This window comes from Billgrantia ethanolica, assembly GCF_021404305.1.
Taxonomy (GTDB): domain Bacteria; phylum Pseudomonadota; class Gammaproteobacteria; order Pseudomonadales; family Halomonadaceae; genus Halomonas; species Halomonas ethanolica.
The window spans coordinates 1,546,928-1,569,337 of the sequence record NZ_JABFTX010000001.1; the positions used below are offsets into that span (position 1 = coordinate 1,546,928).

At 65.5% G+C, this 22,410-nt stretch carries 28 protein-coding genes; 14 read left to right on the forward strand and 14 right to left on the reverse strand.

All coding sequences use genetic code 11. The features are described 5' to 3' along the window. Nucleotides 1-13 precede the first annotated feature (13 nt). The 3 genes from rpsI to zapE form a co-directional block, all read right to left on the reverse strand. On the reverse strand, nucleotides 14-403 hold the full coding sequence (gene rpsI, locus HOP53_RS07065; protein WP_234269343.1) for a 30S ribosomal protein S9: 390 nt from the start codon (nucleotides 401-403) through the stop codon (nucleotides 14-16). Between the two features lie 13 nt (nucleotides 404-416). Next, nucleotides 417-845, reverse strand: a complete 429-nt coding sequence (gene rplM / locus HOP53_RS07070; RefSeq protein ID WP_103968167.1) for a 50S ribosomal protein L13 — start codon at nucleotides 843-845, stop codon at nucleotides 417-419. 173 nt (nucleotides 846-1,018) lie between these two features. Next, nucleotides 1,019-2,203, reverse strand: a complete 1,185-nt coding sequence (gene zapE, locus HOP53_RS07075) for a cell division protein ZapE (RefSeq protein ID WP_234269344.1) — start codon at nucleotides 2,201-2,203, stop codon at nucleotides 1,019-1,021. A gap of 215 nt (nucleotides 2,204-2,418) precedes the next feature. On the opposite strand from zapE, the gene HOP53_RS07080 reads away from it, so the two are divergent. Further along, on the forward strand, nucleotides 2,419-2,871 hold the full coding sequence (locus HOP53_RS07080) for a Z-ring associated ZapG family protein (protein ID WP_234269345.1): 453 nt from the start codon (nucleotides 2,419-2,421) through the stop codon (nucleotides 2,869-2,871). Nucleotides 2,872-2,933: 62 nt separating this feature from the next. On the opposite strand, the gene HOP53_RS07085 is transcribed toward HOP53_RS07080, so the two are convergent. Next, nucleotides 2,934-3,695, reverse strand: coding sequence for a Nif3-like dinuclear metal center hexameric protein (locus HOP53_RS07085; protein WP_234269346.1), 762 nt, complete (start codon nucleotides 3,693-3,695; stop codon nucleotides 2,934-2,936). A 98-nt stretch (nucleotides 3,696-3,793) separates the two neighbouring features. Between HOP53_RS07085 and HOP53_RS07090 the strand changes: the two genes are divergently transcribed. Beyond that, nucleotides 3,794-5,002, forward strand: coding sequence for a Do family serine endopeptidase (locus HOP53_RS07090; protein WP_234269347.1), 1,209 nt, complete (start codon nucleotides 3,794-3,796; stop codon nucleotides 5,000-5,002). Between the two features lie 59 nt (nucleotides 5,003-5,061). Here the strand turns inward: HOP53_RS07090 and hisD are convergent, their stop codons facing one another. The 9 genes from hisD to HOP53_RS07135 all read right to left on the reverse strand — a co-directional run bounded on the left by hisD (nucleotide 5,062) and on the right by HOP53_RS07135 (nucleotide 11,923). Further along, nucleotides 5,062-6,387: a histidinol dehydrogenase gene (hisD, locus tag HOP53_RS07095; RefSeq protein ID WP_234269348.1), complete on the reverse strand. Its 1,326-nt coding sequence runs from the start codon at nucleotides 6,385-6,387 to the stop codon at nucleotides 5,062-5,064. Nucleotides 6,388-6,430: 43 nt separating this feature from the next. Continuing rightward, nucleotides 6,431-7,093, reverse strand: coding sequence for an ATP phosphoribosyltransferase (gene hisG, locus HOP53_RS07100; RefSeq protein WP_234269349.1), 663 nt, complete (start codon nucleotides 7,091-7,093; stop codon nucleotides 6,431-6,433). A 41-nt stretch (nucleotides 7,094-7,134) separates the two neighbouring features. After that, the gene (gene murA, locus HOP53_RS07105; RefSeq protein ID WP_010629169.1) at nucleotides 7,135-8,397 is read right to left on the reverse strand and encodes a UDP-N-acetylglucosamine 1-carboxyvinyltransferase; all 1,263 of its coding nucleotides are present in this window, start codon (nucleotides 8,395-8,397) and stop codon (nucleotides 7,135-7,137) included. Between the two features lie 12 nt (nucleotides 8,398-8,409). Next, nucleotides 8,410-8,679: a BolA family protein gene (locus tag HOP53_RS07110; protein WP_234269350.1), complete on the reverse strand. Its 270-nt coding sequence runs from the start codon at nucleotides 8,677-8,679 to the stop codon at nucleotides 8,410-8,412. Between the two features lie 136 nt (nucleotides 8,680-8,815). Continuing rightward, the gene (locus HOP53_RS07115; RefSeq protein ID WP_234269351.1) at nucleotides 8,816-9,148 is read right to left on the reverse strand and encodes an STAS domain-containing protein; all 333 of its coding nucleotides are present in this window, start codon (nucleotides 9,146-9,148) and stop codon (nucleotides 8,816-8,818) included. Next, nucleotides 9,145-9,807 carry an MlaC/ttg2D family ABC transporter substrate-binding protein gene (locus HOP53_RS07120; RefSeq protein ID WP_234269352.1) on the reverse strand — a complete coding sequence of 221 codons (663 nt, stop codon included), beginning with the start codon at nucleotides 9,805-9,807 and terminating at the stop codon, nucleotides 9,145-9,147. Before HOP53_RS07120 ends, HOP53_RS07115 begins: the two co-directional genes overlap by 4 nt. A gap of 22 nt (nucleotides 9,808-9,829) precedes the next feature. Further along, a complete protein-coding gene (gene mlaD, locus HOP53_RS07125) occupies nucleotides 9,830-10,294 on the reverse strand; it encodes an outer membrane lipid asymmetry maintenance protein MlaD (protein WP_234269353.1) in 465 nt (154 codons plus the stop codon). Nucleotides 10,295-10,331: 37 nt separating this feature from the next. Then, nucleotides 10,332-11,114, reverse strand: coding sequence for a lipid asymmetry maintenance ABC transporter permease subunit MlaE (mlaE, locus tag HOP53_RS07130; RefSeq protein ID WP_234269354.1), 783 nt, complete (start codon nucleotides 11,112-11,114; stop codon nucleotides 10,332-10,334). Beyond that, nucleotides 11,111-11,923, reverse strand: a complete 813-nt coding sequence (locus HOP53_RS07135; RefSeq protein ID WP_234269355.1) for an ABC transporter ATP-binding protein — start codon at nucleotides 11,921-11,923, stop codon at nucleotides 11,111-11,113. The genes mlaE and HOP53_RS07135 overlap by 4 nt, the downstream gene beginning before the upstream one ends. Nucleotides 11,924-12,064: 141 nt before the next feature. On the opposite strand from HOP53_RS07135, the gene HOP53_RS07140 reads away from it, so the two are divergent. The 11 genes from HOP53_RS07140 to HOP53_RS07190 all read left to right on the forward strand — a co-directional run bounded on the left by HOP53_RS07140 (nucleotide 12,065) and on the right by HOP53_RS07190 (nucleotide 20,263). After that, on the forward strand, nucleotides 12,065-13,012 hold the full coding sequence (locus HOP53_RS07140; protein ID WP_234269356.1) for a calcium/sodium antiporter: 948 nt from the start codon (nucleotides 12,065-12,067) through the stop codon (nucleotides 13,010-13,012). A gap of 31 nt (nucleotides 13,013-13,043) precedes the next feature. Continuing rightward, a complete protein-coding gene (locus HOP53_RS07145; RefSeq protein WP_276574615.1) occupies nucleotides 13,044-14,060 on the forward strand; it encodes a KpsF/GutQ family sugar-phosphate isomerase in 1,017 nt (338 codons plus the stop codon). A gap of 23 nt (nucleotides 14,061-14,083) precedes the next feature. Beyond that, nucleotides 14,084-14,641: a KdsC family phosphatase gene (locus tag HOP53_RS07150; RefSeq protein ID WP_234269357.1), complete on the forward strand. Its 558-nt coding sequence runs from the start codon at nucleotides 14,084-14,086 to the stop codon at nucleotides 14,639-14,641. A gap of 12 nt (nucleotides 14,642-14,653) precedes the next feature. Further along, a complete protein-coding gene (lptC, locus tag HOP53_RS07155) occupies nucleotides 14,654-15,274 on the forward strand; it encodes an LPS export ABC transporter periplasmic protein LptC (protein ID WP_234269358.1) in 621 nt (206 codons plus the stop codon). After that, nucleotides 15,271-15,798, forward strand: a complete 528-nt coding sequence (gene lptA, locus HOP53_RS07160) for a lipopolysaccharide transport periplasmic protein LptA (protein ID WP_234269359.1) — start codon at nucleotides 15,271-15,273, stop codon at nucleotides 15,796-15,798. Before lptC ends, lptA begins: the two co-directional genes overlap by 4 nt. 7 nt (nucleotides 15,799-15,805) lie before the next feature. Then, nucleotides 15,806-16,531: an LPS export ABC transporter ATP-binding protein gene (lptB, locus tag HOP53_RS07165; protein WP_234269709.1), complete on the forward strand. Its 726-nt coding sequence runs from the start codon at nucleotides 15,806-15,808 to the stop codon at nucleotides 16,529-16,531. Nucleotides 16,532-16,708: 177 nt separating this feature from the next. Continuing rightward, nucleotides 16,709-18,130 (forward strand): RNA polymerase factor sigma-54, encoded by a 1,422-nt coding sequence (locus tag HOP53_RS07170; protein ID WP_086509852.1) that lies wholly within the window; start codon nucleotides 16,709-16,711, stop codon nucleotides 18,128-18,130. Between the two features lie 108 nt (nucleotides 18,131-18,238). Further along, the gene (hpf, locus tag HOP53_RS07175) at nucleotides 18,239-18,547 is read left to right on the forward strand and encodes a ribosome hibernation-promoting factor, HPF/YfiA family (protein ID WP_086509853.1); all 309 of its coding nucleotides are present in this window, start codon (nucleotides 18,239-18,241) and stop codon (nucleotides 18,545-18,547) included. A 6-nt stretch (nucleotides 18,548-18,553) separates the two neighbouring features. Beyond that, a complete protein-coding gene (gene ptsN, locus HOP53_RS07180) occupies nucleotides 18,554-19,024 on the forward strand; it encodes a PTS IIA-like nitrogen regulatory protein PtsN (RefSeq protein ID WP_234269360.1) in 471 nt (156 codons plus the stop codon). Nucleotides 19,025-19,070: 46 nt separating this feature from the next. Then, on the forward strand, nucleotides 19,071-19,991 hold the full coding sequence (gene rapZ, locus HOP53_RS07185) for an RNase adapter RapZ (RefSeq protein ID WP_086509855.1): 921 nt from the start codon (nucleotides 19,071-19,073) through the stop codon (nucleotides 19,989-19,991). A gap of 2 nt (nucleotides 19,992-19,993) precedes the next feature. Further along, on the forward strand, nucleotides 19,994-20,263 hold the full coding sequence (locus HOP53_RS07190) for an HPr family phosphocarrier protein (protein ID WP_086509856.1): 270 nt from the start codon (nucleotides 19,994-19,996) through the stop codon (nucleotides 20,261-20,263). 119 nt (nucleotides 20,264-20,382) lie between these two features. On the opposite strand, the gene pmbA is transcribed toward HOP53_RS07190, so the two are convergent. Beyond that, the gene (pmbA, locus tag HOP53_RS07195) at nucleotides 20,383-21,723 is read right to left on the reverse strand and encodes a metalloprotease PmbA (RefSeq protein WP_103968157.1); all 1,341 of its coding nucleotides are present in this window, start codon (nucleotides 21,721-21,723) and stop codon (nucleotides 20,383-20,385) included. A 148-nt stretch (nucleotides 21,724-21,871) separates the two neighbouring features. Here pmbA and yjgA point away from each other — a divergent pair, with 148 nt between their 5' ends. Continuing rightward, nucleotides 21,872-22,390 (forward strand): ribosome biogenesis factor YjgA, encoded by a 519-nt coding sequence (gene yjgA, locus HOP53_RS07200; RefSeq protein ID WP_086509858.1) that lies wholly within the window; start codon nucleotides 21,872-21,874, stop codon nucleotides 22,388-22,390. Nucleotides 22,391-22,410: the final 20 nt, after the last annotated feature.

Genomic DNA, 22,410 nt, shown 5'->3' on the forward strand with positions numbered 1-22,410 from the left:
GACTGAGTGAAAATCAGCGCTTGGAGAACTGCGGACGACGGCGCGCCTTGCGCAGGCCGACCTTCTTACGCTCGACCTGACGTGCGTCACGAGTGACGTAACCGGCGGCACGCAGTGCCGGGCGGAAGTCCTCGTTGTACTCCATCAGAGCACGAGTGATGCCGTGACGAATGGCGCCCGCCTGAGCGGAACCTCCGCCACCCTTGACGGTGACGAGGACGTCGAACTGGCCGGTGGTCTCGGTCAGCTCGAGGGGCTGACGCACCACCATGCGACCGGTAACGCGGCCGAAGTACTGATCCAGCTCACGATCGTTGACGGTAATCTTGCCGGTGCCCGGCTTGAGGAAAACACGGGCTGTGGAAGTCTTGCGGCGCCCGGTACCGTAATACTGCTGTGCCATGGTGATGATCCCCTCAGATGTTCAGTTCTTGCGGCTGCTGGGCGGCGTGCGGGTGCTCGGCGCCGGCGTAGACCTTGAGCTTGGTGTACATGGCTCGCCCCAACGGGCCCTTCGGCAGCATGCCCTTGACGGCAGACTCGATCACGCGCTCGGGAGCGTGCGCAATCATCTTCTCGAAGTTCATGGAGCGCAGGCCACCCGGATAACCGGTGTGACGGTAGTAAGTCTTGGCCTTGGCCTTGTTGCCGGTGACCTTCACCTTCTCGGCATTGACGACGACGATGTAGTCACCGGTATCCACGTGAGGGGTGAACTCGGGCTTGTGCTTGCCGCGCAGGCGACGAGCGATTTCGGTAGCCAGACGGCCGAGCGTCTTGTCCGCCGCGTCGACGACGTACCAGTCGCGCTGCACGGACTGCGGCTTAGCAGTGAACGTTTTCATGGAGAAATCACCACAAAATCAAACAAGTGTATTGGACCCAGCGCAACGGAGTGCAGTCAGGATCATCCCTATTTTTCTTGGTTGTCGCCTCACCAGGAAACGACAACGGTCGAGGAGCGCGTATTCTACATGATCTGCGCCCCCGGTTTAAAGCACTATCACCACCATGGAGCTCACGGCTTGTGCGCCAGGGCCAGGTATTCGTGGGACTGCATCTCCTGCAGGCGCGACAGGGTGCGCTGGAACTCGAATTCCAGGCGCCCATCGGCGTACAGCGCCTCGGCGGGCACCTCGGCCGACATCAGCAGCTTGACCCCACGATCGTAGAACTCGTCCACCATGTTGATGAAGCGACGCGCCTGATCGTCGGTGGCCGCGCCCATGCGCGTCACGTTGGAAACCAGCACGGTATGAAATTCGCGAGCCAGTTCGATGTAGTCGTTCTGGCTGCGCGGCCCATCGCACAGCTCACGGAACTCGAACCAGACCACATCGTCATGCAGCCGGCGTGTCCGCAGCACACGATGATTTATCTCGATGGGCACGTCGCTCTCACCGGCATGCCCGGCAATCTCACGAAAGCTGCGAGCGAGCTCACGCTCTGCCGCCTCATCCAGGGGCGCATGAAAAATTTCGGCGCGCTCCAGAGCGCGCAGCCGGTAATCGATACCAGAATCGACGTTGACCACCTGACAATGACGCTTGACCAGGTCGATGGCCGGCAGGAAGCGCGCTCGCTGCAACCCATCCTTGTACAGATCGTCGGGCACGATGTTGGACGTCGCCACCAGCACCACGCCACGCTCGAACAGCGCCTCGAGCAGATTGGCCAGGATCATGGCGTCGGTGATGTCCTTGACGAAGAACTCATCGAAGCAGATCACCCTGGCTTCCGCGGCGAACTTGCCGGCGATCAGGGTGAGCGGGTTCTTTTCTCCCTTGTAGTGCTCGAGCTCGTTGTGCACCCGCTGCATGAAGCGGTGAAAGTGGGTGCGCATCTTGTCGGGAAACGGCAGGGAGGCATGAAAGGTATCGACGAGATAGGTCTTGCCGCGCCCGACCCCACCCCAGAAGTAGAGGCCCTGGATGGCCGGTGGCGCCGGCTGGGCAGGCGCCTTGTCGCGCTTGCCGAACAGGCCGGCCACCTTGGACTTCAGCCCGCGACCGGTGGTCACCGAGAGCGGCTCGGTCCTGGGCGAAGCCACCAATTGGTCGTAAAGCCGCTGCAGATGTTCGACCGCCTGCTCCTGAGCCGGGTCGTAGTGAAAGTCATCGCGCTCGAGGTCGGCCCGGTAACGCGCCAGCGGCGTGCCGGCAGCAACCGAGCGGGTCTCCGTTTGGGGCACGGTCGCGCACATGGAAGTTTCCTTGGTGATCTCTGCTCATGACGTTTCAGGGAACGCATTATACGCATCGCTGCCAGCCTGCGAAGTAAAAACGCCCGCCCGCAGCGGACCGATGATCGTTGACCCGCCAACTGGCAACGCTTCTATAATGGGCCAGCCAGACAAGTCTCGTACGCCGAACCGGTCAGGCCTCTGGCTCCGGCGTGTATCACCATCAGGAGAATTTCGTGGATTACGGCAATGTGAACTGGATCGTGGCTATCGTCAGCCTGCTGGCCGGCCTCGGCATCGGCGCCTTTGGCTATCGCATGCTCGGCACGTCATCGACCCAGCTACAAGAGCTGCGGCGCCAGTTGGCCGAACGGGAGCGCGAGCTTGGCGTGGTGCGTGAAGGCCTGGACGAACACTTCAGCCAGGTGAGCATGATGGTGAGCAACATTCAGCGCGAGATGCGCACCCTCGAGCACCGCCTGACCGAAGATGCCAGCACGCTGAACTGCGAGCCGGTGAAGAGCCGGCAGCTCAAGGCTGCCGACCAGCCGGCCCTGACCGGCGCAGAGAGCGACGAGATACCAGCTCCCCGCGACTATGCCGACGGCTCCGGTGGCACCCTGTCGGAAGATTTCGGCCTGAAATCCAACCAGGACAAGAGCGAACTGCCTCAGCCGCCCCGCTACTGACCGCCACCGGCCCGATCAAAGCCACCGACCGAGGTATCTAAGACTGAGGTGTCGATACCTCATCAGGCGGGGTTGTCGATATCGACGAAGCGATGCTCGACCCCGAACTCCCGTGCGATCCAGGCACCCAGCGCCTGGATGCCGTAGCGCTCGGTGGCGTGATGGCCGGCTGCCAGATAGTGAATCCCGAGCTCGCGCGCGAGATGCGTGGTGCGCTCGGAGATCTCGCCAGAAATGAAGGCATCGGCCCCGGCTTCCCAGGCCTGGGTGATCATGTCCTGCGCGCCGCCGGTGCACCAGGCCACACGCCGAATCGCATGCCCCCCGGGGGCCTCGATGAGCAGCGGCTCGCGCCCCAACCGCTCGCCGATCTGGCGCGCCAGCGCAGCCGGCGTCGCGGCTTGCGGCAAACCGCCAAGCCACACCAAACCTTGCCCCAGCTCACCGTCGGCGCAGCCGTCCACCTGAAAGCCGAGCAGCCGGCCCAGCTCGGCGTTGTTACCCAGTTCGGCATGGGCATCGAGCGGCAGGTGATAAGCCAGCAGGTTGATGTCGTTGAGCAGCAGGGTACGGATGCGCTGCTGCTTGATCCCGGTGATCGGCACCGGTTCGTTCTTCCAGAAATAGCCGTGATGCACCAGCAGCAGATCGGCACCCCACGCCACCGCCTCGTCGAGCAGCGCCTGACAGGCCGTGACGCCACTCATCACACGCCGCACCTCGTCACGCCCCTCCACCTGGAGTCCGTTGACGGTGTAATCCTTGAAGGCGGCTGCTGCGAGCAAGGTATCGCAGGCCCGCACCAGGTCGTTACGCAAAATCATCGTGCCTCCCGGACAGCGCTTCGAAGTCGATGTTACAATTGCGTCATTGTAACGACTGAGCGGGGCACCATCGACCACCGCCGACCAGGAAACGCCGCATGCGACGTTCTCTCATTACCTACGCTCTACCCGTTCTCATCGGTGTGCTGCTGGCCATCGTGCTGCTGAACACCTTTCCCCAGCTGCTCCAAGGCCCCTCGACACCGCAAACGCCTACCCGGCAGAGCCAGCCCGCGGTAGTTCAACCGCAGACACGTCCGGCTCCCGAGCTGCAGCAAGCCGCCCCACTGTCGCGCCAGCAGGGGCCGGTGAGCTATTCCGCTGCCGTGGAGAAGGCGGCCCCGGCCGTGGTCAACGTCTACTCTTCAAGAGTCGTGGCGCGGGAGGAGCATCCACTGATGTCGGACCCGTTCTTCCGCCAGTTCTTCGGCGACGACCTGCCCACCCAGCAGCGGCTGCTGTCGAGCCTCGGTTCGGGCGTCATCGTCAGCGAGGACGGCTACGTGCTGACCAATCATCATGTCATCGACGGCGCCGACGAAATTCAGGTGGCCCTGCGCGACGGCAGGGAAACCCTGGCGGAGGTGATCGGCACCGACCCCGAGAGCGACCTGGCGGTGCTGCGCATCGGGCTGGACAACCTGCCGGTGATCGAGATCTCGGATACCAACGACGTCGCGGTGGGCGACATCGCCATGGCCATCGGCAACCCCTTCGGCGTGGGCCAGACGGTGACCATGGGCATCATCAGCGCCACGGGGCGCAGTCACCTCGGCTTGAGCGCCTACGAGGACTTCATTCAGACCGATGCCGCCATCAACCCGGGCAACTCGGGCGGGGCGCTGGTCAATGCCGAAGGCGCGCTGGTCGGTATCAACACCGCCATCTTCTCGCGCACGGGCGGCTCCCAAGGGGTTGGCTTCGCCATCCCCATGCGGCTGGCCAGCACCATCCTGGACGACCTGGTGACACAGGGGCGGGTCATTCGCGGCTGGCTCGGCGTCGAAGCCCAGGAGATGACCCAGGATCTGGCCGCCTCCTTCGGCCTGGTGGCGCCGCGCGGCGTGGTCATCTCGGGCGTCGTTCCCGAGGGGCCCGCCGCGGCGGCTGGCCTGCGGCCGGGCGACGTCCTGCTCGAGGTCGATGGGCGCCCCATCCTCGACGCGCGTGCCGCCATGAGCGATATCGCCGCCATCCAGCCAGGCGCCACCCTGCCGCTGACGCTGGTGCGCAGCGGCGAGACCTTCACCGTCGATCTGGAGGTGGGCGAGCGCCCGCTCCCGCCGGGCCGACGCCCCGAGCGCTGAGGGGCCGCGCTTGACGCGATGCCCCAGCGACCTCGGACTGGGACGCGCCAGGCTCCTTGCTAGCGACCCTTGATGCGATACTCGGCAGAGCGTGCATGGGCCGTCAGCGACTCGCCCCGCGCCAGCACCGACGCCACGCGACCCAGCGTCGACGCCCCGGCCTCCGAGCAGTGGATGATCGAAGAACGCTTCTGGAAGTCGTAGACCCCCAGCGGCGAGGAGAAGCGCGCCGTACCGGAGGTCGGCAGCACGTGGTTGGGGCCGGCACAGTAGTCGCCCAGCGCCTCGGCCGTGTAGCGCCCCATGAAGATGGCGCCGGCGTGGCGCACCTGCGGCAGCATTGCCTCGGGGCCGGCCAGGGAAAGCTCCAGGTGCTCCGGGGCGATGCGATTGATCAGCTGCACGGCCTCGTCGCGGTCGCGGCAGTGAATCAACGCGCCACGCCGCGCTAGCGATTCGCGCACGATCGCCTCGCGCTCCAGGGTCGGCAGCAGGCGCGCGATGGCCGCCTCGACCTGATCCAGATGGGACGCGTCCCAGCTCACCAGCAGCGCCTGGGCGTCCTCGTCGTGCTCGGCCTGGGAGAACAGGTCCATGGCCAACCAGTCGGGGTCGGTGCCACCGTCGGAGACGACCAGGATCTCCGACGGCCCGGCGATCATGTCGATACCCACCTGGCCGAACACTGCCCGCTTGGCGGTAGCCACGTAGATGTTGCCCGGCCCCACGATCTTGTCGACCCGCGGCACGCTCTCGGTGCCGTAAGCCAGTGCCGCCACCGCCTGGGCGCCGCCGATGGTGAATACGTGATCGACGCCGGCGAGATGGGCCGCCGCCAGCACCAGCTCATTGAGCACGCCGTCGGGGGTCGGCACCACCATGACGATCTCGCGCACACCCGCCACATGGGCCGGGATGGCGTTCATCAATACCGAAGAGGGATAGGCCGCCTTGCCTCCGGGCACATAGATGCCGGCCCGGTCGAGGGGCGTCACCTGCTGACCCAGCACGCTGCCGTCGGCCTCGGTATATGACCATGATTCAGGCTTCTGACGCTCGTGATAGAGGCGAATGCGTTCGGCAGCCTGGGCCAGGGCGTCACGCTGCTGCTCGGGCAGGCCGCGATAGGCCTGCTCCAGCCTGCCGGCGCCCAAGGTAAGCTCGGCCATGCTGCCCACCGACAGGCGATCGAAGCGCTGGGTGTAATCCACCAACGCCGCATCGCCACGCTCCTTCACCGCGGCGATGATCTCTGCCACCCGCCCCTGAACCTCGGCATCGGACACGCCCTCCCAGGCCAGCAGCGCGTCGAGACGGGCCTCGAAGTCGCCGTCGCGGGTGGAAAGGCGGGCCAGGTCGACGGATCCTGCCAGGGTTTCGCTCATGTTCGCATTCGCCTCCTAGAAGAGATGTGGTCTTGTGCGCGGCTCAGCCGGCGGGAAGCTCTGCCGCCGGACGGCGCCGTTCCACCGCCTGGGAGAGGCGTGCAAGCAACGGCTTGAGGCGTTCGTGCTTCATGGTCATGGCGGCCTTGTTGACGACCAGCCGCGTGCTGATCGGCGCGATCAGCTCGCGCGGCGACATGCCGTTGGCGCGCAGGGTATTGCCGGTATCGACGATGTCGACGATCTCATCGGCCAGATTCATCAGCGGCGCCAGCTCCATCGCCCCGTAGAGCTTGATGACCTCCGCCTGAATGCCCTGCTCGGCGTAGTAGCGGCGCGCCACGTTGACGAACTTGGTCGCCACCCGCCGCCGCACCCGGGCCGGCTTGGCACCGTCGATGCCGGCGGTCATCAGCTTGCACTTGGCGATTTCCAGATCGAGCGGCTCATATAGCCCTTCGGCACCGTGCTCGAGCAGCACGTCCTTGCCCGCCACGCCGAGATCGGCGGCCCCCATCTGCACGTAGGTCGGCACGTCGGTGGCGCGGATGATCACCAGCTTGACATCGTCGAGGTTGGTGTCGAACAGCAGCTTGCGGCTCTTGCTCAGGTCCTCGGCCGGCACGATGCCGGCATCCGCCAGCAGCGGCAGGGTCTCGTCGAGAATACGGCCCTTCGACAGGGCCAGAATCAGTTGCTTGCTCATGCTCTCGCCTATGGTCAACGCTGGTCGAATCGCCTGCCCGCTCAGCCGGGGATACGGCGAATCCGGGCGCCCAGCAGCTGCAGCTTCTCTTCGATGCACTCGTAGCCGCGATCGATGTGGTAGATGCGGTCGACCAGGGTCTCGCCCTCGGCCATCATGGCCGCGATCACCAGCGAGGCCGACGCGCGCAGATCGGTCGCCATCACCGGCGCCCCGGAGAGATGCTCGACCCCGGTGATCATGGCGGTGTTGCCCTCGAGCGCGATCTTCGCCCCCATGCGGTTCAGCTCCTGAACGTGCATGAAGCGATTCTCGAAGATGGTCTCGACCACTCGCGAGGTGCCGTCCGCCACGGCATTGAGCGCCACGAACTGAGCCTGCATGTCGGTCGGGAAGCCCGGGTACGGCGCGGTGCGGATATTGACCGGCCGCGGGCGGCGCCCTTCCATGTCGAGTTCGATCCAGCCGTCGCCGTGGGCGATCTTCGCCCCGGCCTCTTCCAGCTTGGCCAGCACCGATTCGAGAATATCGGCGCGGGTGTTGCGCACCCGCACCCGCCCCCGCGACAGGGCAGCGGCGACCAGAAAGGTACCGGTCTCGATGCGGTCGGGCATGACGTCATGGTAGGCACCATGCAAGCGCTCGACGCCTTCGATAACGATATTGTTGCTGCCGTGGCCGCTGATCTTTGCGCCCATCTTGATCAGGCATTCGGCCAAATCGACCACTTCGGGCTCGCGGGCCGCGTTCTCCAGCACCGTGGTGCCCTCGGCCAGCGTTGCGGCCATCAGCAGGTTCTCAGTGCCGGTGACGGTGACGGTATCGAAGAAGATGGTGGCGCCCTTGAGCCGGCCGTCGACGCGGGCGCGAACATAGCCGCCTTCGACACGGATCTCAGCTCCCATCGCCTCAAGACCACGGATGTGCAGGTCCACCGGGCGCGAGCCGATGGCACAGCCGCCAGGCAGCGAGACGTCGGCGTGGCCGAAGTGCGCCAACAGGGGCCCGAGCACCAGGATGGAAGCACGCATCTTCTTGACCAGCTCATAGGGAGCATGGCAATCGCGCACCTGGGAGCCGTCGAGCTGAATGGTCATCTTCTCGCCCATCACCGGCTCGACACCCATGCGCCCGAGCAGCTCGAGAGTGGTGGTGATGTCCTGCAGGTGCGGTAGATTGCCGATGGTCACCGGCTCGTCGGCCAGCAGGGTCGCGCAAAGGATAGGCAGCGCCGCGTTCTTGGCACCGCTGGCCCAGACCTCGCCGTCGACGGGCCCGTTGCCAGTAATGATCAGCTTGTCCATGTATCTCGACCGTTAGGCACCCTGACCGGGTGAAGCCACGTTCTCAGGCGCGTCAGCCCACTGCGCCGGCGTATAGGTCTTGATGCTCACGGCGTGTACGGCACCGGAGGCGATCTCTTCGGAGAGCGCTCCATAGATCAGCTGCTGGCGCTTGACCGGGGACAGACCACCGAAGACGTCACCCACGGCAATGACCTGGAAATTGCAGCCTTCGCCCTGGATGTAAAAGTCGCAATCCTCGAGGCGCGCCTCGAGCAGCGCCTTGATGTCACTGGGTTGCATGAAAAACGGAACTCCTGTGGGACGAATGGAGCGGCACGCGAACCCTCGCGGGGCCACGGCCAGGAACAAGAATTCCTATATGGTAAAGAAAAGCATCGCACTTGGCGATGCCGGGTACGGGCTCAGCAGACCGGGTTCAACCTCCGGCGGGCAACGGCAGGAGTTCGTCGAGCCCCGCCACCCGGGTGAGCCGGGCCAGCGGAGCAGAAAGTCGAACCTCGCGAATCTTTACGCCGGCCCGGCGAGACTGGCGCGTCCACTCGAGCAGCACGCTTACGGCCGCGCTGCTCACCCGCTCCACGCCGCTCAGGTCGAGCGTTATGCGCGTTCCTGCGGGTTGCGCGGCGATCCAGGCGGTGCCGGCCTCGGCCAGCGGCGCAGCGATGTCGAAATCGACGTCGCCGCTTACGGCCAGCCCTTCCGGGCCGGCCTCGAGCTCAATGCCGCCACGCTCGAGCAGGAGGCTCATGCATCACCACCCTGCTCCAGCTCCTCGGTGGCGATTTCCGGCGACCAGGAGGTGATCACCGCATCGTAATCGCGACCGTGATCACGCATGGCCTGGTCGAACTGATTGCGGAAGGTCAGGCCCAGATTGATGCCATTGACGATGACGTTGACCACCTTCCACTGGCCGTCGGTCAGGCGCAGCGTGTAGCTGACCGGATAGACGCTGCCGTCCATCGCCACCACTTCCATGGAAACCGACGCCTGGTCCTCGTGGCGCGGCGGACGCTGGCTGTCGAGTACACGCAGCTCACGATAGTCGAAGGTCACAAGACCCTTGGTGTAGGTATCGATCAACGTCTGACGAAAGACCTGGGCGAAACGCGAACGCTGCTGGGGCGTGGCATTCTGGAAGTAGCGACCCATCACGCTGGCGCCGATGTAGCGAAAATCGGCAATCTCGTCGAGGTTCTCGTCCACCAGTGCCTTCAGCTCGTTCATGTTGTCGGCGTAGTAGTCCCTGCGTCCTTCGATCTGCCCCATCAGCTCGTCGACGCTGTAGCGAATGACCTGCTCGGGGCTGCGCTCGGGCGCCGCCGCAGCGGCCAGGCTGGTGAGCATCAGGCACAGGCCCAGCAATACGCGGTTCAGCAGAGTGATGGGGGATGTCATCTGAGTCATGGCTGGACCTCATCAAATAATATCAATCGCTGACCATATTGGACACAAACTGCTGAATCAGTTCCTCCAGCACCAGCGCCGATTGCGTGTCACGGATGGTATCGCCATCGACGAGCATCTCCGGGTCGCCGCCGACGGTGAGTCCGATATACTGCTCGCCCAGCAGGCCCGCCGTCAGAATGGCGGCCGTGGTATCCCGCGCCAGTTTTCCTTCAAGCTCGGCGTCGAGCTCGAGAATGACACGGGCATCGTACCAGTCGCGGTCGAGTTCGATGGCAGTGACCCGCCCTACCGTTACCCCCGACATGGTGACTCGTGCACGCGGCTTGAGGCTGCCGATGTTGGCGAAGTTGGCCTCCAGCCGGAAGGTGTCGCCCGGCACGTTGAAGGTCAGCCCGCTGACCCTCAACCCCAGGAACAGCAACCCCAGGATACCGGCCAGCATGAACAGGCCGACCCCCAGCTCCATTGTCTTGCTGCGCTTCATCCTGCCTCTCCATCGCGCGATAGACGCCGCTCAACCATCAGGAAAACCCTCCGAACATCACCGCCGTAAGAACGAAATCGAGGCCCAGTACGGCCAGGGACGAGTAGACTACCGTGCGCGTCGTGGCGCGGGATATGCCCTCTGCGGTGGGCACCAGGTCATAGCCCTGGAATACCGCAATCCAGGTCACCACCAAGGCAAACACCATGCTCTTGATCATGCCGTTGCCGACATCGTCGATGAAGGCGACGCTGGACTGCATGCCGCCCCAGTAGGAGCCCTCGAACACGCCCAGCCACTCGACTCCGACCAGATAGCCGCCGTAGATGCCGACCACGCTGAAACCGATGGTCAACAGCGGCAGGGCCACGAAGCCGGCCCACAGCCGGGGGGCCACTACCCGACGCAGCGGATCGACGCCGATCATCTCCATGCTGCTGAGCTGCTCGGTGGCTTTCATCAGACCGATCTCGGCAGTCAGCGCCGAGCCGGCACGCCCGGCGAACAGCAGCGCCGCCACCACCGGCGACAGCTCGCGCAGCAGCGACAGCGCCACCATCTGCCCCAGCGCCTGCTCGGCGCCGAAGTCGACCAGAATGGTATAGCCCTGCAGTGCCAGCACCATGCCGATGAACAGCCCGGAAACCAGCACGATGGCGATCGACAATACTCCGACGAAGTGCATCTGGCGCAGCCAGAGATACCAGCCCTCGCGGGAAGGTACGCCGACCGCCGACTGAGCCAGGAACAGGCCCGAGCGACCCAGCGCCTCGAGCACGTCGCAGCCGCGACGCCCCAGATTCAAGATGTGTGCGATCACGGCCGCCCCTCCAGATCGAGGATATCGCGGAAGAACTCGGGCGCCGGATAGTGGAAGGCCACGGGGCCATCCGGCTCGCCATGCACGAACTGGCTGACCCTCCGGTCCTCGTCCACGTCCAGGCTGGCGGGCGTACCCTGCGCCATCACCTGACCGTCAGCGATGACATAGACGTAATCGGCGATGGAGAGTGCCTCGGGAATATCGTGGGATACCACCACGGAGGTCAGCCCCAGCGCGTCGTTGAGGGTCTTGATCAACTGCACCAGCACCCCTTTGGAGATCGGGTCCTGCCCGACGAAAGGCTCATCGTAAAGCACCAGGTCGGGGTCCAGTGCAATGGCGCGGGCCAGGGCGACACGTCGGGCCATGCCGCCCGAGAGCTCGGCGGGCATCAGTTCGCGGGCGCCGCGCAGCCCGACGGCCTGCAGCTTCATCAACACCAGGTCGCGGATCATCGCCTCCGGCAGCTCGGTGTGCACGCGCAGCGGAAATGCCACGTTCTCGAAAACGCTGAGGTCGGAGAACAGCGCACCGCTCTGAAACAGCATTCCCATGCGGCGACGCAGGGTGAACAGCGCCTTGCGCGACAACCCATGCACGTCCTGTCCGTCGATCAGGACGCGACCGACATCGGGGGCGAGCTGGCCGCCGATCAGCTTGAGCAGCGTGGTCTTGCCGGTGCCGCTGGGCCCCATGATGGCGGTGATCCTGCCGCGAGGAATCTGCAGCTCGAGGCCGCTGAAGATGGTCTTTTCACCGCGGGAAAAGTGCAGGCCCTTCACCTCCACGAGGGGGGATTCGATCATGCTGCAAGGTCCAAGAAAGAATTATCGAACATCGTATCCTAATCATGCCTCCCGGCGCCAGCCCGCACGCCCTGTCGCTTGCACCGGAGCCACCGAAGACGTCTAATGTGCCACCTCGTATCCTAGCTGCGACCCTTCATCATGCTGCTGCCTGCCATCGCGATCGCCCTGGGCCTTGCCGTACTCGTGTGGAGCGCCGACCGCTTCGTCAATGCCGCTGCCGCCACGGCCAGCCGTACCGGACTGAGCGCCATGCTGATCGGCATGACCGTGGTGGCGCTGGGCACTTCGGCCCCCGAGATGGTGGTGGCGGTGTTTGCCGCCCTGGATGGCCTGCCCGACCTGGCCACGGGCAATGCCCTGGGCTCCAACATCGCCAACATCGGCCTGGTACTGGGCATGACCGCCCTGATTCGCCCAATCCCGATTCGCTTTTCCATGGTCCGGCGTGAATTGCCCCTGCTGCTGGGTGCCACCGGCCTGGCCGGCTATGCCCTGGCCAACGGCATCCTGGGGCGCTTCGATGCGCTGTTTCTGGGCCTGCTGCTGATCTTCAGCCTGTGGTGGCTGCTGCGTGCCGATACCCCCGACGCTCCGACGGGCGACGCCATACCCGAAATGACGCTCAGGCGCGCCCTGCTGTGGCTGGCTTTCACTCTCATCCTGCTGGCACTCAGCTCGCGCTCCCTGGTGTGGGGCGCCAGCGAGCTGGCTCGCGGCCTGGGAGTCAGCGAGTTGATTATCGGCCTCACCATCGTGGCAATAGGTACCAGCCTGCCCGAGCTCGCCGCCTGCATCGCCAGCGCCATCAAGCGCCATCACGACCTGGCCATCGGCAATGTGATCGGCTCCAACCTGTTCAACCTGCTGGCCGTGCTACCGATACCCGGCCTGCTGGCGCCCGGCCCGATCGACCCCGCCGCCGCCGCCCGGGATTTTCCGATCATGCTGCTGCTGACTCTCGGCATGGGCATGCTCCTGCTGTGGTTCCGCCACGGCCGGCTCGGGAGGCTACCCGGCATGCTCTTCCTGGGCATCTATCTGGTCTATTTGAGCTGGCTGGCCGCAGCAGCCAGCGGTGCCACTTGAGCGATTCCCCGCAAAGGACAACAATCAGCGCATGACCAACGACACCTCAACGCCGACAGATCAGAACGCCCCCGCGGAAGGGGACTCGCCCATGCGGGCCAGCGCCCGTCGTACCCTGCGGATCGAGGAGCAGGCCATCGCCGCGCTGGCCGGACGGCTCGACAGCCACTTCGACCGCGCCTGCGAGCTACTGCTCGCCTGCCAGGGCCGTGTCGTGGTAACCGGCATGGGCAAGTCCGGCCATATTGCCGGCAAGATCGCCGCCACCCTGGCCAGCACCGGCACCCCCGCCTTCTTCGTGCACCCCGGCGAGGCCAGCCACGGCGACCTCGGCATGATCACACCCGGCGACGTGGTGCTGGCCCTGTCGAACTCCGGCGAGACGGCGGAAGTCACCGCCCTGCTGCCGCTGCTCAAACGCATTGGCACGCCGCTGGTCAGCATGACGGGCCGCCCCGACTCGACCCTGGCCCGCCACGCCGACGCCCATCTCGATGCCGGCGTTGAACGCGAGGCGTGTCCTCTCGATCTGGCACCGACCGCCTCCACCACCGCCGCCCTGGCACTGGGCGATGCGCTGGCAGTAGCACTGCTCGAGGCACGCGGCTTCACCGCCGAGGACTTCGCCCTCTCTCATCCCGGCGGCAGCCTGGGCAAGCGCCTGCTGCTGCGGGTCGGCGATCTGATGCACCAGGGCGAGCGGCTGCCCCGCGTGCCGCTGGGCAGCCCGCTGCGCGACGCCCTGCTCGAGATCACCCGCCAGGGGCTCGGCTTTACCTGCGTCGTCGATGAGCAGAATCGTCTGATCGGTGTCTATACCGACGGCGACCTGCGCCGCACCCTCGACCAGCACCAGGATCTCAGCCGGCTGAAGGTGGATGACGTCATGACCTGCCCCGGCAAACGCATCGGCGCCGAGGTGCTCGCGGCCGAAGCGGTGCGCGTGATGGAAGACAACCGAATCACGGCACTGGCTGTGATCGATGACGAAGGCCACCCCATCGGTGCCCTGCACATGCACGACCTGCTGCGAAGCGGCGTGATCTGACTTCATTCTGACCAGGAGAACCCATGGCGCTCGCCACCTCTACCCTCGACCCGCGTCTGCTCGACCGCCTGCGCAAGATCCGCCTGCTCGCCCTGGACGTGGATGGTGTGCTCACCGACGGCCGGCTTTACTTCCAGGCCGACGGCGTGGAGATCAAGGCGTTCCATACCCAGGACGGCCTGGGCATCAAGCTGCTGCGCCGCGCCGGACTGCAGGTCGCCTTCATCACCGGCAGGGAGTCACCCATGGTCAGTCACCGCGCCGCCGCCCTGGGGGTCGATCACGTCTTTCAGGGCTGCGAGGACAAGCTCGCCACTCTCCGCGAGCTGTGCAACCGCAAAGGCATCGAGCTCGAGCAGGTCGCCTTCTGCGGCGACGACCTGCCCGACCTGGCGCCCATCCAGCGCGCCGGTCTCGGCATCACCGTGCCCGGCGCCCCGCCCTATATTCGCGCCCTGGCCGACCACGTGACCGAGCGTAGCGGCGGCCATGGCGCAGTGCGCGAGATCTGCGACCTGCTGCTCGAGGCACAGGGGCACCGCGATGCCCTGATCGACACCTACCTGCACGGCAAGCGCTGAGGTCGCCCGCCGATGCTGCGTCGTCTTCCGCGCCCCTCGTTTCGTCTCTGGCTGTTTCTGCTGCTGCTGGCCCTGGGTGGTCTGATCACGTGGCTGGACCCATGGCAGCCCCCACCCCCCGGCCCAGTACCCACCGACGAAGCCGGCGAGCCCGACTACTTCCTCGAGCAGGCCCGCCTGACGCGCTTCGATTTCGAGGGGCGTGCTCACCAGCGCCTGGAGAGCCCTCGCCTAGTGCATACCCCCCACGACGACGTGACACGTGCCGTCACGCCGTTGGCGCACCTGATCGATCGCGAAGGACGACTATGGGTGGCCAATAGCCAGGAGGGGCGGCTCGGCCCGGGCGGCAACCCGCTGACCCTGACTGGCGACGCACGGCTCTTCGCCCCCGAGGAGCGCTGGCAGCTCGACACCGAGGTGCTGCACTACGACGCCAATGTCGGACACGCCTGGAGCGATACGCCGGCGCTGCTACAGCAACCGCCACAGCACATGCGCGGCGAACGTTTCGACGCCTGGATCCATGACAACCGGGCACGATTGACCGACAATGTGCGCGGCTATCACCCCCCGGAAGGCGCTCAGCCGGGACAGGCCGACCCCGTCACCCTGGAGGAACTCACGCCATGAAGCGATGCAAGCTTCCAACGCCACGCATGCTGCTGACCCTGGCATTGATCGGCCTGGCATGGAGCCCTGCCGCGAGCATGGCCCAGCAGCGCGACGCAGATCAGCCCATCCATATCGAGGCCGACCGGCTAGATCTCGACGATGCTGCCGGCACGGCGGTCTATACCGGCGACGTGGATATCCGCCAGGGCACCATGCGCATCACCGGCGACCGCGTCGAACTCCAGCGCAACGCGGCCGGCGAGCTGTCACGCGCCACGGCCCGCGGCGAGCGCGCCTACCTCGAACAGCAGCCCGACCCCGATCAGCCCGTGGTCCGCGGCTGGGGGCGCACCGTCATCTATCACGCGGCCGAGCGCCGCGTCGAACTGATCGACCGCGCCGAGCTGCACCAGGCCGGCGACACCTTCGATGGCGGCTATCTCGAGTATTTCCTCGACCGTCGCGTGGTTCAGGCCCGCGCCGAGAGCGAAGGCGTCGAAGGACGTCAGCGCATCCGCATGACCCTGCAACCGGAGCGCTGAGATGGCGATGAAGACCCTGCACGCCCGCCACCTGGCGAAGAGCTACAAGCGCCGGCGCGTGGTGCAAGACATCAGCCTCTCCATCCAACAGGGCAGCGTGGTGGGGCTGCTCGGCCCCAACGGAGCCGGCAAGACCACCTCGTTCTACATGATCGTGGGCCTGGTCAAGGCCGATGCCGGCAACGTCTGCATCGACGACCTCGACCTCTCGAAGAGCGCCATGCACGAACGGGCCAAGGCGGGCATCGGCTACCTGCCGCAGGAGGCTTCGATCTTCCGCAAGCTCTCGGTGGCCGACAACATCATGGCCATCCTGGAGACCCGCAAGGATCTGGATCGCCAAGGGCGTCATCAGCGCCTGGAGCAGCTGCTGCAGGACTTTCACGTCACGCACATCCGCGACAACCTCGGCATGAGCCTGTCGGGCGGCGAGCGGCGGCGCGTGGAGATCGCCCGCGCGCTGGCCACCGAACCGGCCTTCATTCTGCTGGACGAGCCCTTTGCCGGCGTCGATCCGATCTCGGTGGGCGAGATCAAAGGCATCATCCGCCAACTCAAGGCCCGCGACATCGGCGTGCTGATCACCGATCACAACGTACGCGAGACGCTGGACATCTGCGATTCGGCCTATATCGTCGGCGACGGCCAGATCATCGCGGAAGGCGATGCCGAGGCCATTCTGGCCAATCGTCGGGTAAGGGAAGTCTATCTCGGCGAAGACTTCCGTCTATAGCGGCACCCCTGCCCATAGCGCATTCCGACCCAACAAGCAAGAGCATGATCTTACATTAAAATTCCCTAACGGGCATGGATATTGCCGATGGCATGCTTATTGCAGCCCTGCACTCTTGCAAGTGATCGTCGGCCAGTCTAGGGTAGAGTCTTTCCGGCAGATGAGCCCATTATTCTCATGGCCATGAAAGCATCCTTGCAACTGCGAGTCGGCACTCAGCTGACCATGACCCCACAGCTGCAGCAGGCCATCGCGCTGCTGCAGCTCTCCACCCTGGACCTGCGCCAGGAGATCCAGCAGGCCCTCGAGTCCAATCCCATGCTCGAGCTCGACGACGGCTTCGGCGAACAAGCCGTCAGCGAGCCCCAGAGCGACGACTGGGCCAGCGAAATTCCCGGCGAGCTCTCCACCGACAGCGACTGGACGGATACCTATCCGGATCATGGCAGCGGCGCCGGCGGCGCCACCGGCGAAGGCCCCGATTTCGAACGCCAGGCCGCGGGACAGACGCTGGCCGGCCACCTGATGTGGCAACTGGCGATGATCGACGTGAACGAGCGTCAGCGGCAGATCGCCGAAAGCCTGATCGATGCCGTCGACGGCACCGGCTACCTGACCCAGCCGCTGGAAGAGATCCGCGACGGCCTGCGTCGCCAGGGCCTCGAGGGGCTGCCTACCCGTGAGGTCGAGCAGGTGCTGCTGCGCCTGCAGCAGTTCGAACCCACCGGCGTGTTCGCCAGGGACCTGCGCGAATGCCTGATGCTGCAGCTCGCCACCCTGCCCGACGATACGCCCCTGCTGCCCCAGGCACGCCGCCTGGTGCGCCAGTTCCTCGAAGCCCTGGCCGCCGACGACCGTCGCCTGCTCAAGCGGCGCCTGAGCCTGGACGACGAGGCCCTCGACGACGCCATTGCCCTGGTGCGCTCGCTGAACCCGCGCCCTGGCAGCGCCTATGCCGAGGTCGGCAGCAACTACATCACCCCCGACCTGGTCGCCTATCACGACGAGTCCGGCTGGCGCGTGGAGCTCAATGCCGAAGCGCTGCCACGCCTGCGCATCCAGCCCGACTACGTCGCCCTGGTGCGCCGCGCCGACAAGAGTCAGGACAACCAGTTCCTCAAGGATCACCTGCAGGAAGCCCGCTGGTTGATGAAGAGCCTGGCCAGCCGTAACGACACCCTGCTGCGAGTGGGGCGCGAAATCATGGCCCGCCAGATCGACTTCCTGGAGCAGGGCGAGGAGGCGATGAAGCCGCTGGTACTGGCCGACATCGCCCAGGCCGTGGAGATGCACGAATCGACCATCTCACGGGTCACGACGCAGAAGTTCATCCACACGCCGCGCGGCGTGTTCGAGCTGAAGTATTTCTTCTCCAGCCACGTTGGCGGCAACGGCGAGGGGGATGCTCACTCCAGCACCGCGATTCGCGCCCGCATTCGCAAGCTGATCGCCGACGAGCCACCGCGCAAACCGCTCTCCGACAGTCGTCTGGTGGAGCTGCTGGCCGACGACGGCATTCAGGTGGCGCGCCGCACCGTGGCCAAGTATCGTGAAGCGCTGGGAATACCTTCCTCGAGCGAACGCAAGCGCTTTCGTTGAACTCGGCGCGCAGCGTTGACGCCGGACAAGAGCGTCGCTCGGAGGGGTTTGCAAGGAGGCAAAAAGGGTTACAATCAAACCACCACTCGAAGGACGAAGGAGCTCGTCATGCAAGTCAACATTACCGGCCATCATGTTGAACTGACCGATTCCCTGCGTGACTACGTGAGCGAAAAGCTCAACCGCGTCCAACGGCACTACGACAACATCACCAACGTGCAGGTCACCCTCTCGATCGAGAAGGAGCGCCAGCAGGCCGCTTGCACGCTACATGCCGCCGGTGCCGATCTGCATGCCGAAGCCTCCGACCCGGACATGTACGCTGCCATCGATGCGCTGACCGACAAGCTCGATCGTCAACTGGTCAAGCACAAGGAAAAGGCCCAGGCCCGCGCCCAGGGCGCCGGCATTCGCTGAGTTGCCATGACACTGGAAAACATACTGCCCCCTGAGCGCGCGCTGTTCGACGTTCCCGGGGGCAGCAAGAAGAGGGTGCTGGAGTTCTTCAGCACCTTCATTGCGCAGAACACCCCGAGCCTCGACAGCCAGGAGGTCTTCGGCCGATTGATCGGCCGTGAGCGGCTGGGCAGTACCGGCATCGGCAACGGCGTCGCCATCCCGCACGCACGAAGCCCGCACTGCCACAGCCCGGTCGCCGCCTTCCTCAAGCTGGCCGAGCCCATCGATTTCGACGCCATCGACGGCGAGCCGGTCGACCTGGTCTTCGTGCTGCTGGTACCCGAGGAGGCCGACGACACGCATCTGTCGCTGCTGAGCCAGGTCGCCAGAGTAATGAACGATGCCGAGACCCGTTCGCAACTGCGCAAGTGCGAAAGCCAGCGCGAACTTCACGAGCGTCTCATCGGCGCCATCCGACGACAGTCCTCGGCCTGACCGCCATCCCCAGCCGCTCGGCCAGCCCCTGATCAGGAGAAACGTAATGCAGCTTGTGATCATCAGCGGCCGCTCAGGCTCCGGCAAGTCGATCGCACTGCAGGCGCTCGAAGACATCGGCTACTACGCCATCGACAACCTGCCGGCGATGCTGCTCGGCTCCCTGGTCGACGAACTGCGCGGCTCACCCACGGTACAGCAGTGCATCGCCGTAAGCATCGATGCGCGCAACCTTCCTCATGCGTTGGAACGGTTCCCCAGGTTGCTGGAGGAGCTGCGTGCCAAGCAGGTCGACTGTCAGATCGTCTATCTCACCACCGATGCGCGAATCCTGATCGAGCGCTACTCCGCCACCCGGCGCCGGCACCCGCTGACCCGCGACCGGGACATGACCCTGAGCGAGGCGATCGAGACCGAAGACACGACGCTGAGCGAGATTCGCAACCTGGCCGACCTGATCATCGATACCTCGCGGCTTTCGGTCCACGACCTGCGCGGACGCATCACCGAACAGGTGGCCAGCCATCGCGCCGACCAACTGACCCTCACGGTGGAGTCGTTCGGTTTCAAGGGCGGCGTACCGCTGGACGCCGATATCGTGTTCGACGCGCGCTGCCTGCCCAATCCCTACTGGGACCCGCGCCTGCGCGCGGCGACCGGCCGCGAAGCGAGCATCGTGGAGTTTCTCGAACAGTACCCACTGGTCCACCAGATGCACGAGGACATCGTCACCTGGGTCGAGCGCTGGCTGCCGGCCTATCGCGACAGCCATCGCAGCTATCTCACGGTCGCCATCGGCTGCACCGGCGGCCAGCATCGCTCGGTGTACCTGGCCGAGCGCCTCGCCCGCCACCTCGCCCAACAGCAGCCCGACGTGCGTCTGCGCCACCGCGAGCTCGGCATCCATATACCGGTCTCTACCACGCAGGAGATGACCGCAGCGCCATCCGACCGCAAGGAAACCTGAGCGTGCCCAGCCGCAAGCTGACTCTGACCAACAAACGCGGCCTCCATGCACGCGCTGCCACCAAGCTGGTTCAGTGCTGCCAGCCTTTCGATGCACGCGTGTTCGTCTGCCGAGGCGCCCAGCAGGCCGAGGCCACCAACATCATGGCCCTGCTGATGCTCGGCGCCCCGTGCGGCACCGAACTCGACATCAACGCCGAGGGTGCGGATGCGGAAGCGGTTCTCGAGGCCATCGAGGCTCTCTTCGAGGCCCGCTTCGATGAGGATCTTTAGGAATGGCTGCGCTCGGCCATGTGGCGTCGAAGCCCTCTTCGCAGTGCTCATCGGGCTTCGCCTGGTCTGACCATCGCTCGCTCATCCGCGAGCTTTTGCGGTAAGGCCCAATATACGATTCAGCTGCCTGCCACGGTCATCTCGTCGATCAGCCAGCTGCCGGTGTGGATGCTGCCGCGGGTGTCGATGTCGCTGCCCACGGCCTGCAGGCCCTTGAACATCGTCTCGAGATTGCCGGCGATGGTGAACTCCTCGACCGGATACTGGATCTCGCCGTTCTCGACCCAGAAGCCAGCCGCTCCGCGGGAGTAGTCGCCGGTCACGCCGTTCACCCCCTGGCCCATCAGCTCGGTCACCAGCACCCCACGCCCCATGCGGGCCAACAGCTCTTCGCGCGCCGCCAGCGGTGCCGCGATCCGCAGGTTGCGGGCGCCGCCGGCGTTGCCCGTGGTCTGCAGGCCCAGGCGGCGTGCGCTGTAGGCCGACAGCATGTAGCTGGCCAGACGCCCCTCTTCGATGAAAACGTTGTCACGGGTCTGCACGCCGTCGTTGTCGAACGGGGAGCTGGCCATGGCGCCGCGCTCCATGGGCCGCTCGCCGAGCGTGAACCAGTCGGGAAACAGCCTCTCTCCCAGCCGATCGCACAGGAACGAGGCCTGACGATAGAGCGAACCGCCGGCGATGGCACTCATCAGGTGACCGACGAGACCGCTGGCGACGGTGGCATCGAACATCACCGGCAGGCGCCCGGTGGCGGGCCGACGCGCCCCCAGCCGCTGCAGGGTGCGCTCGGCCGCCTTGCGGCCGACCGACTCGGCGTCGCGCAGTTCACGCGGGTTACGTGCACTGGTGTAGTCGTAATCGCGCTGCATGCCGCTCGCATCCTCGGCGATCAGCATGCAGGAGAGCGAGTGGCGGCTGCCGCGCTGGCTGCCGAGAAAGCCATGGCTGTTGGCGTAGACCCTCACCCCTTCGCCACTGGAGAGCGAGGCGCCCTCCGACTGACGTATGCCCGCCTCGGCGCGGCCTGCCGCTTCACAGGCCAGCGCCAGCTCGATGGCCTGCTCGGTGCTGAGCGGCCAGGGGTGGTGCACGTCGAGGTCGGGCAGCTCGGTGGCCATCAGCTCGGCGTCGGCCAGACCCGCGGCGGGATCTTCACCGGTGTAGAGCGCAATGGCCATGGCCTTCTCCACGACCTCGCGGATCGACGCCTCACCGGCATCGGTGGAGGAGGCGCTGCCCTTGTGGCCACGCAGGTAGACGGTCACGGCAATACCCTGATCGCGGGAAAGCTCGACGGATTCCACCTCGCCTTCCCGCACGCTGATGCCGATACCCTGGTCGACGCTGGCCCCCACCTCACAGGCATCGGCTCCCAGGTGTCGCGCCAGCGCCAGCGCCTGCTCGGCACGCGACTCCAGCAGCGCCTGCTGGGCAGCGGCATCGAAAGCCTTGCTCATGTTCATCTCCCTCATCCACCGGCAGCGCCGGTATCCGTTCGTGTCTGTTCCCGCCGCGGCGCGACGGACTGATATACTGCGGTCATTCGACCCTATTCATCACCCGATGGCCAGCCCGAAGCCGGCCCTCTCATCACTTGGATGCGGCATGACCCAGGACATTCCCACTTTCTCCGACGAAAGCTCCGACGAACGGCCCAGCAAGTCCCAGCTCAAGCGCGAAATGCACGCGCTGCAGGCCTTGGGCGAACAGATCATCGCCATGACGCCGACCGAGCGCGCCCGCTTCCCGTTGTCCGAGGACATGCTCGCCGCCGTCGAGGAAACCTCCCGCATCCGCTCTCATGAAGGGCGCCGTCGCCACATGCAGTACGTCGGCAAGCTGATGCGGCGCGAGGATCTCGAAGCGATCCAGGCGGTGTTCGACGAGGTCGAGCAGGAGAAACGTCATCGCGACTTGGCCTTCCATCGCCTCGAGAAGTGGCGCGACCGCCTCATCGAGGAGGGCGACGATGCCGTCGAAGCCTTCATCGAGGAGCATCCCGACGTCGACCGTCAGGCCCTGCGCCAGCTGATCCGCAACGCCAAGAACGAGCGTGAGCGGGGCAAGCCCCCGGCCAATGCGCGCAAGCTGTTCCGACTCATCCGCGAGACGGCGGGGCTTTAAACCACTCGCCGCTCGGGACT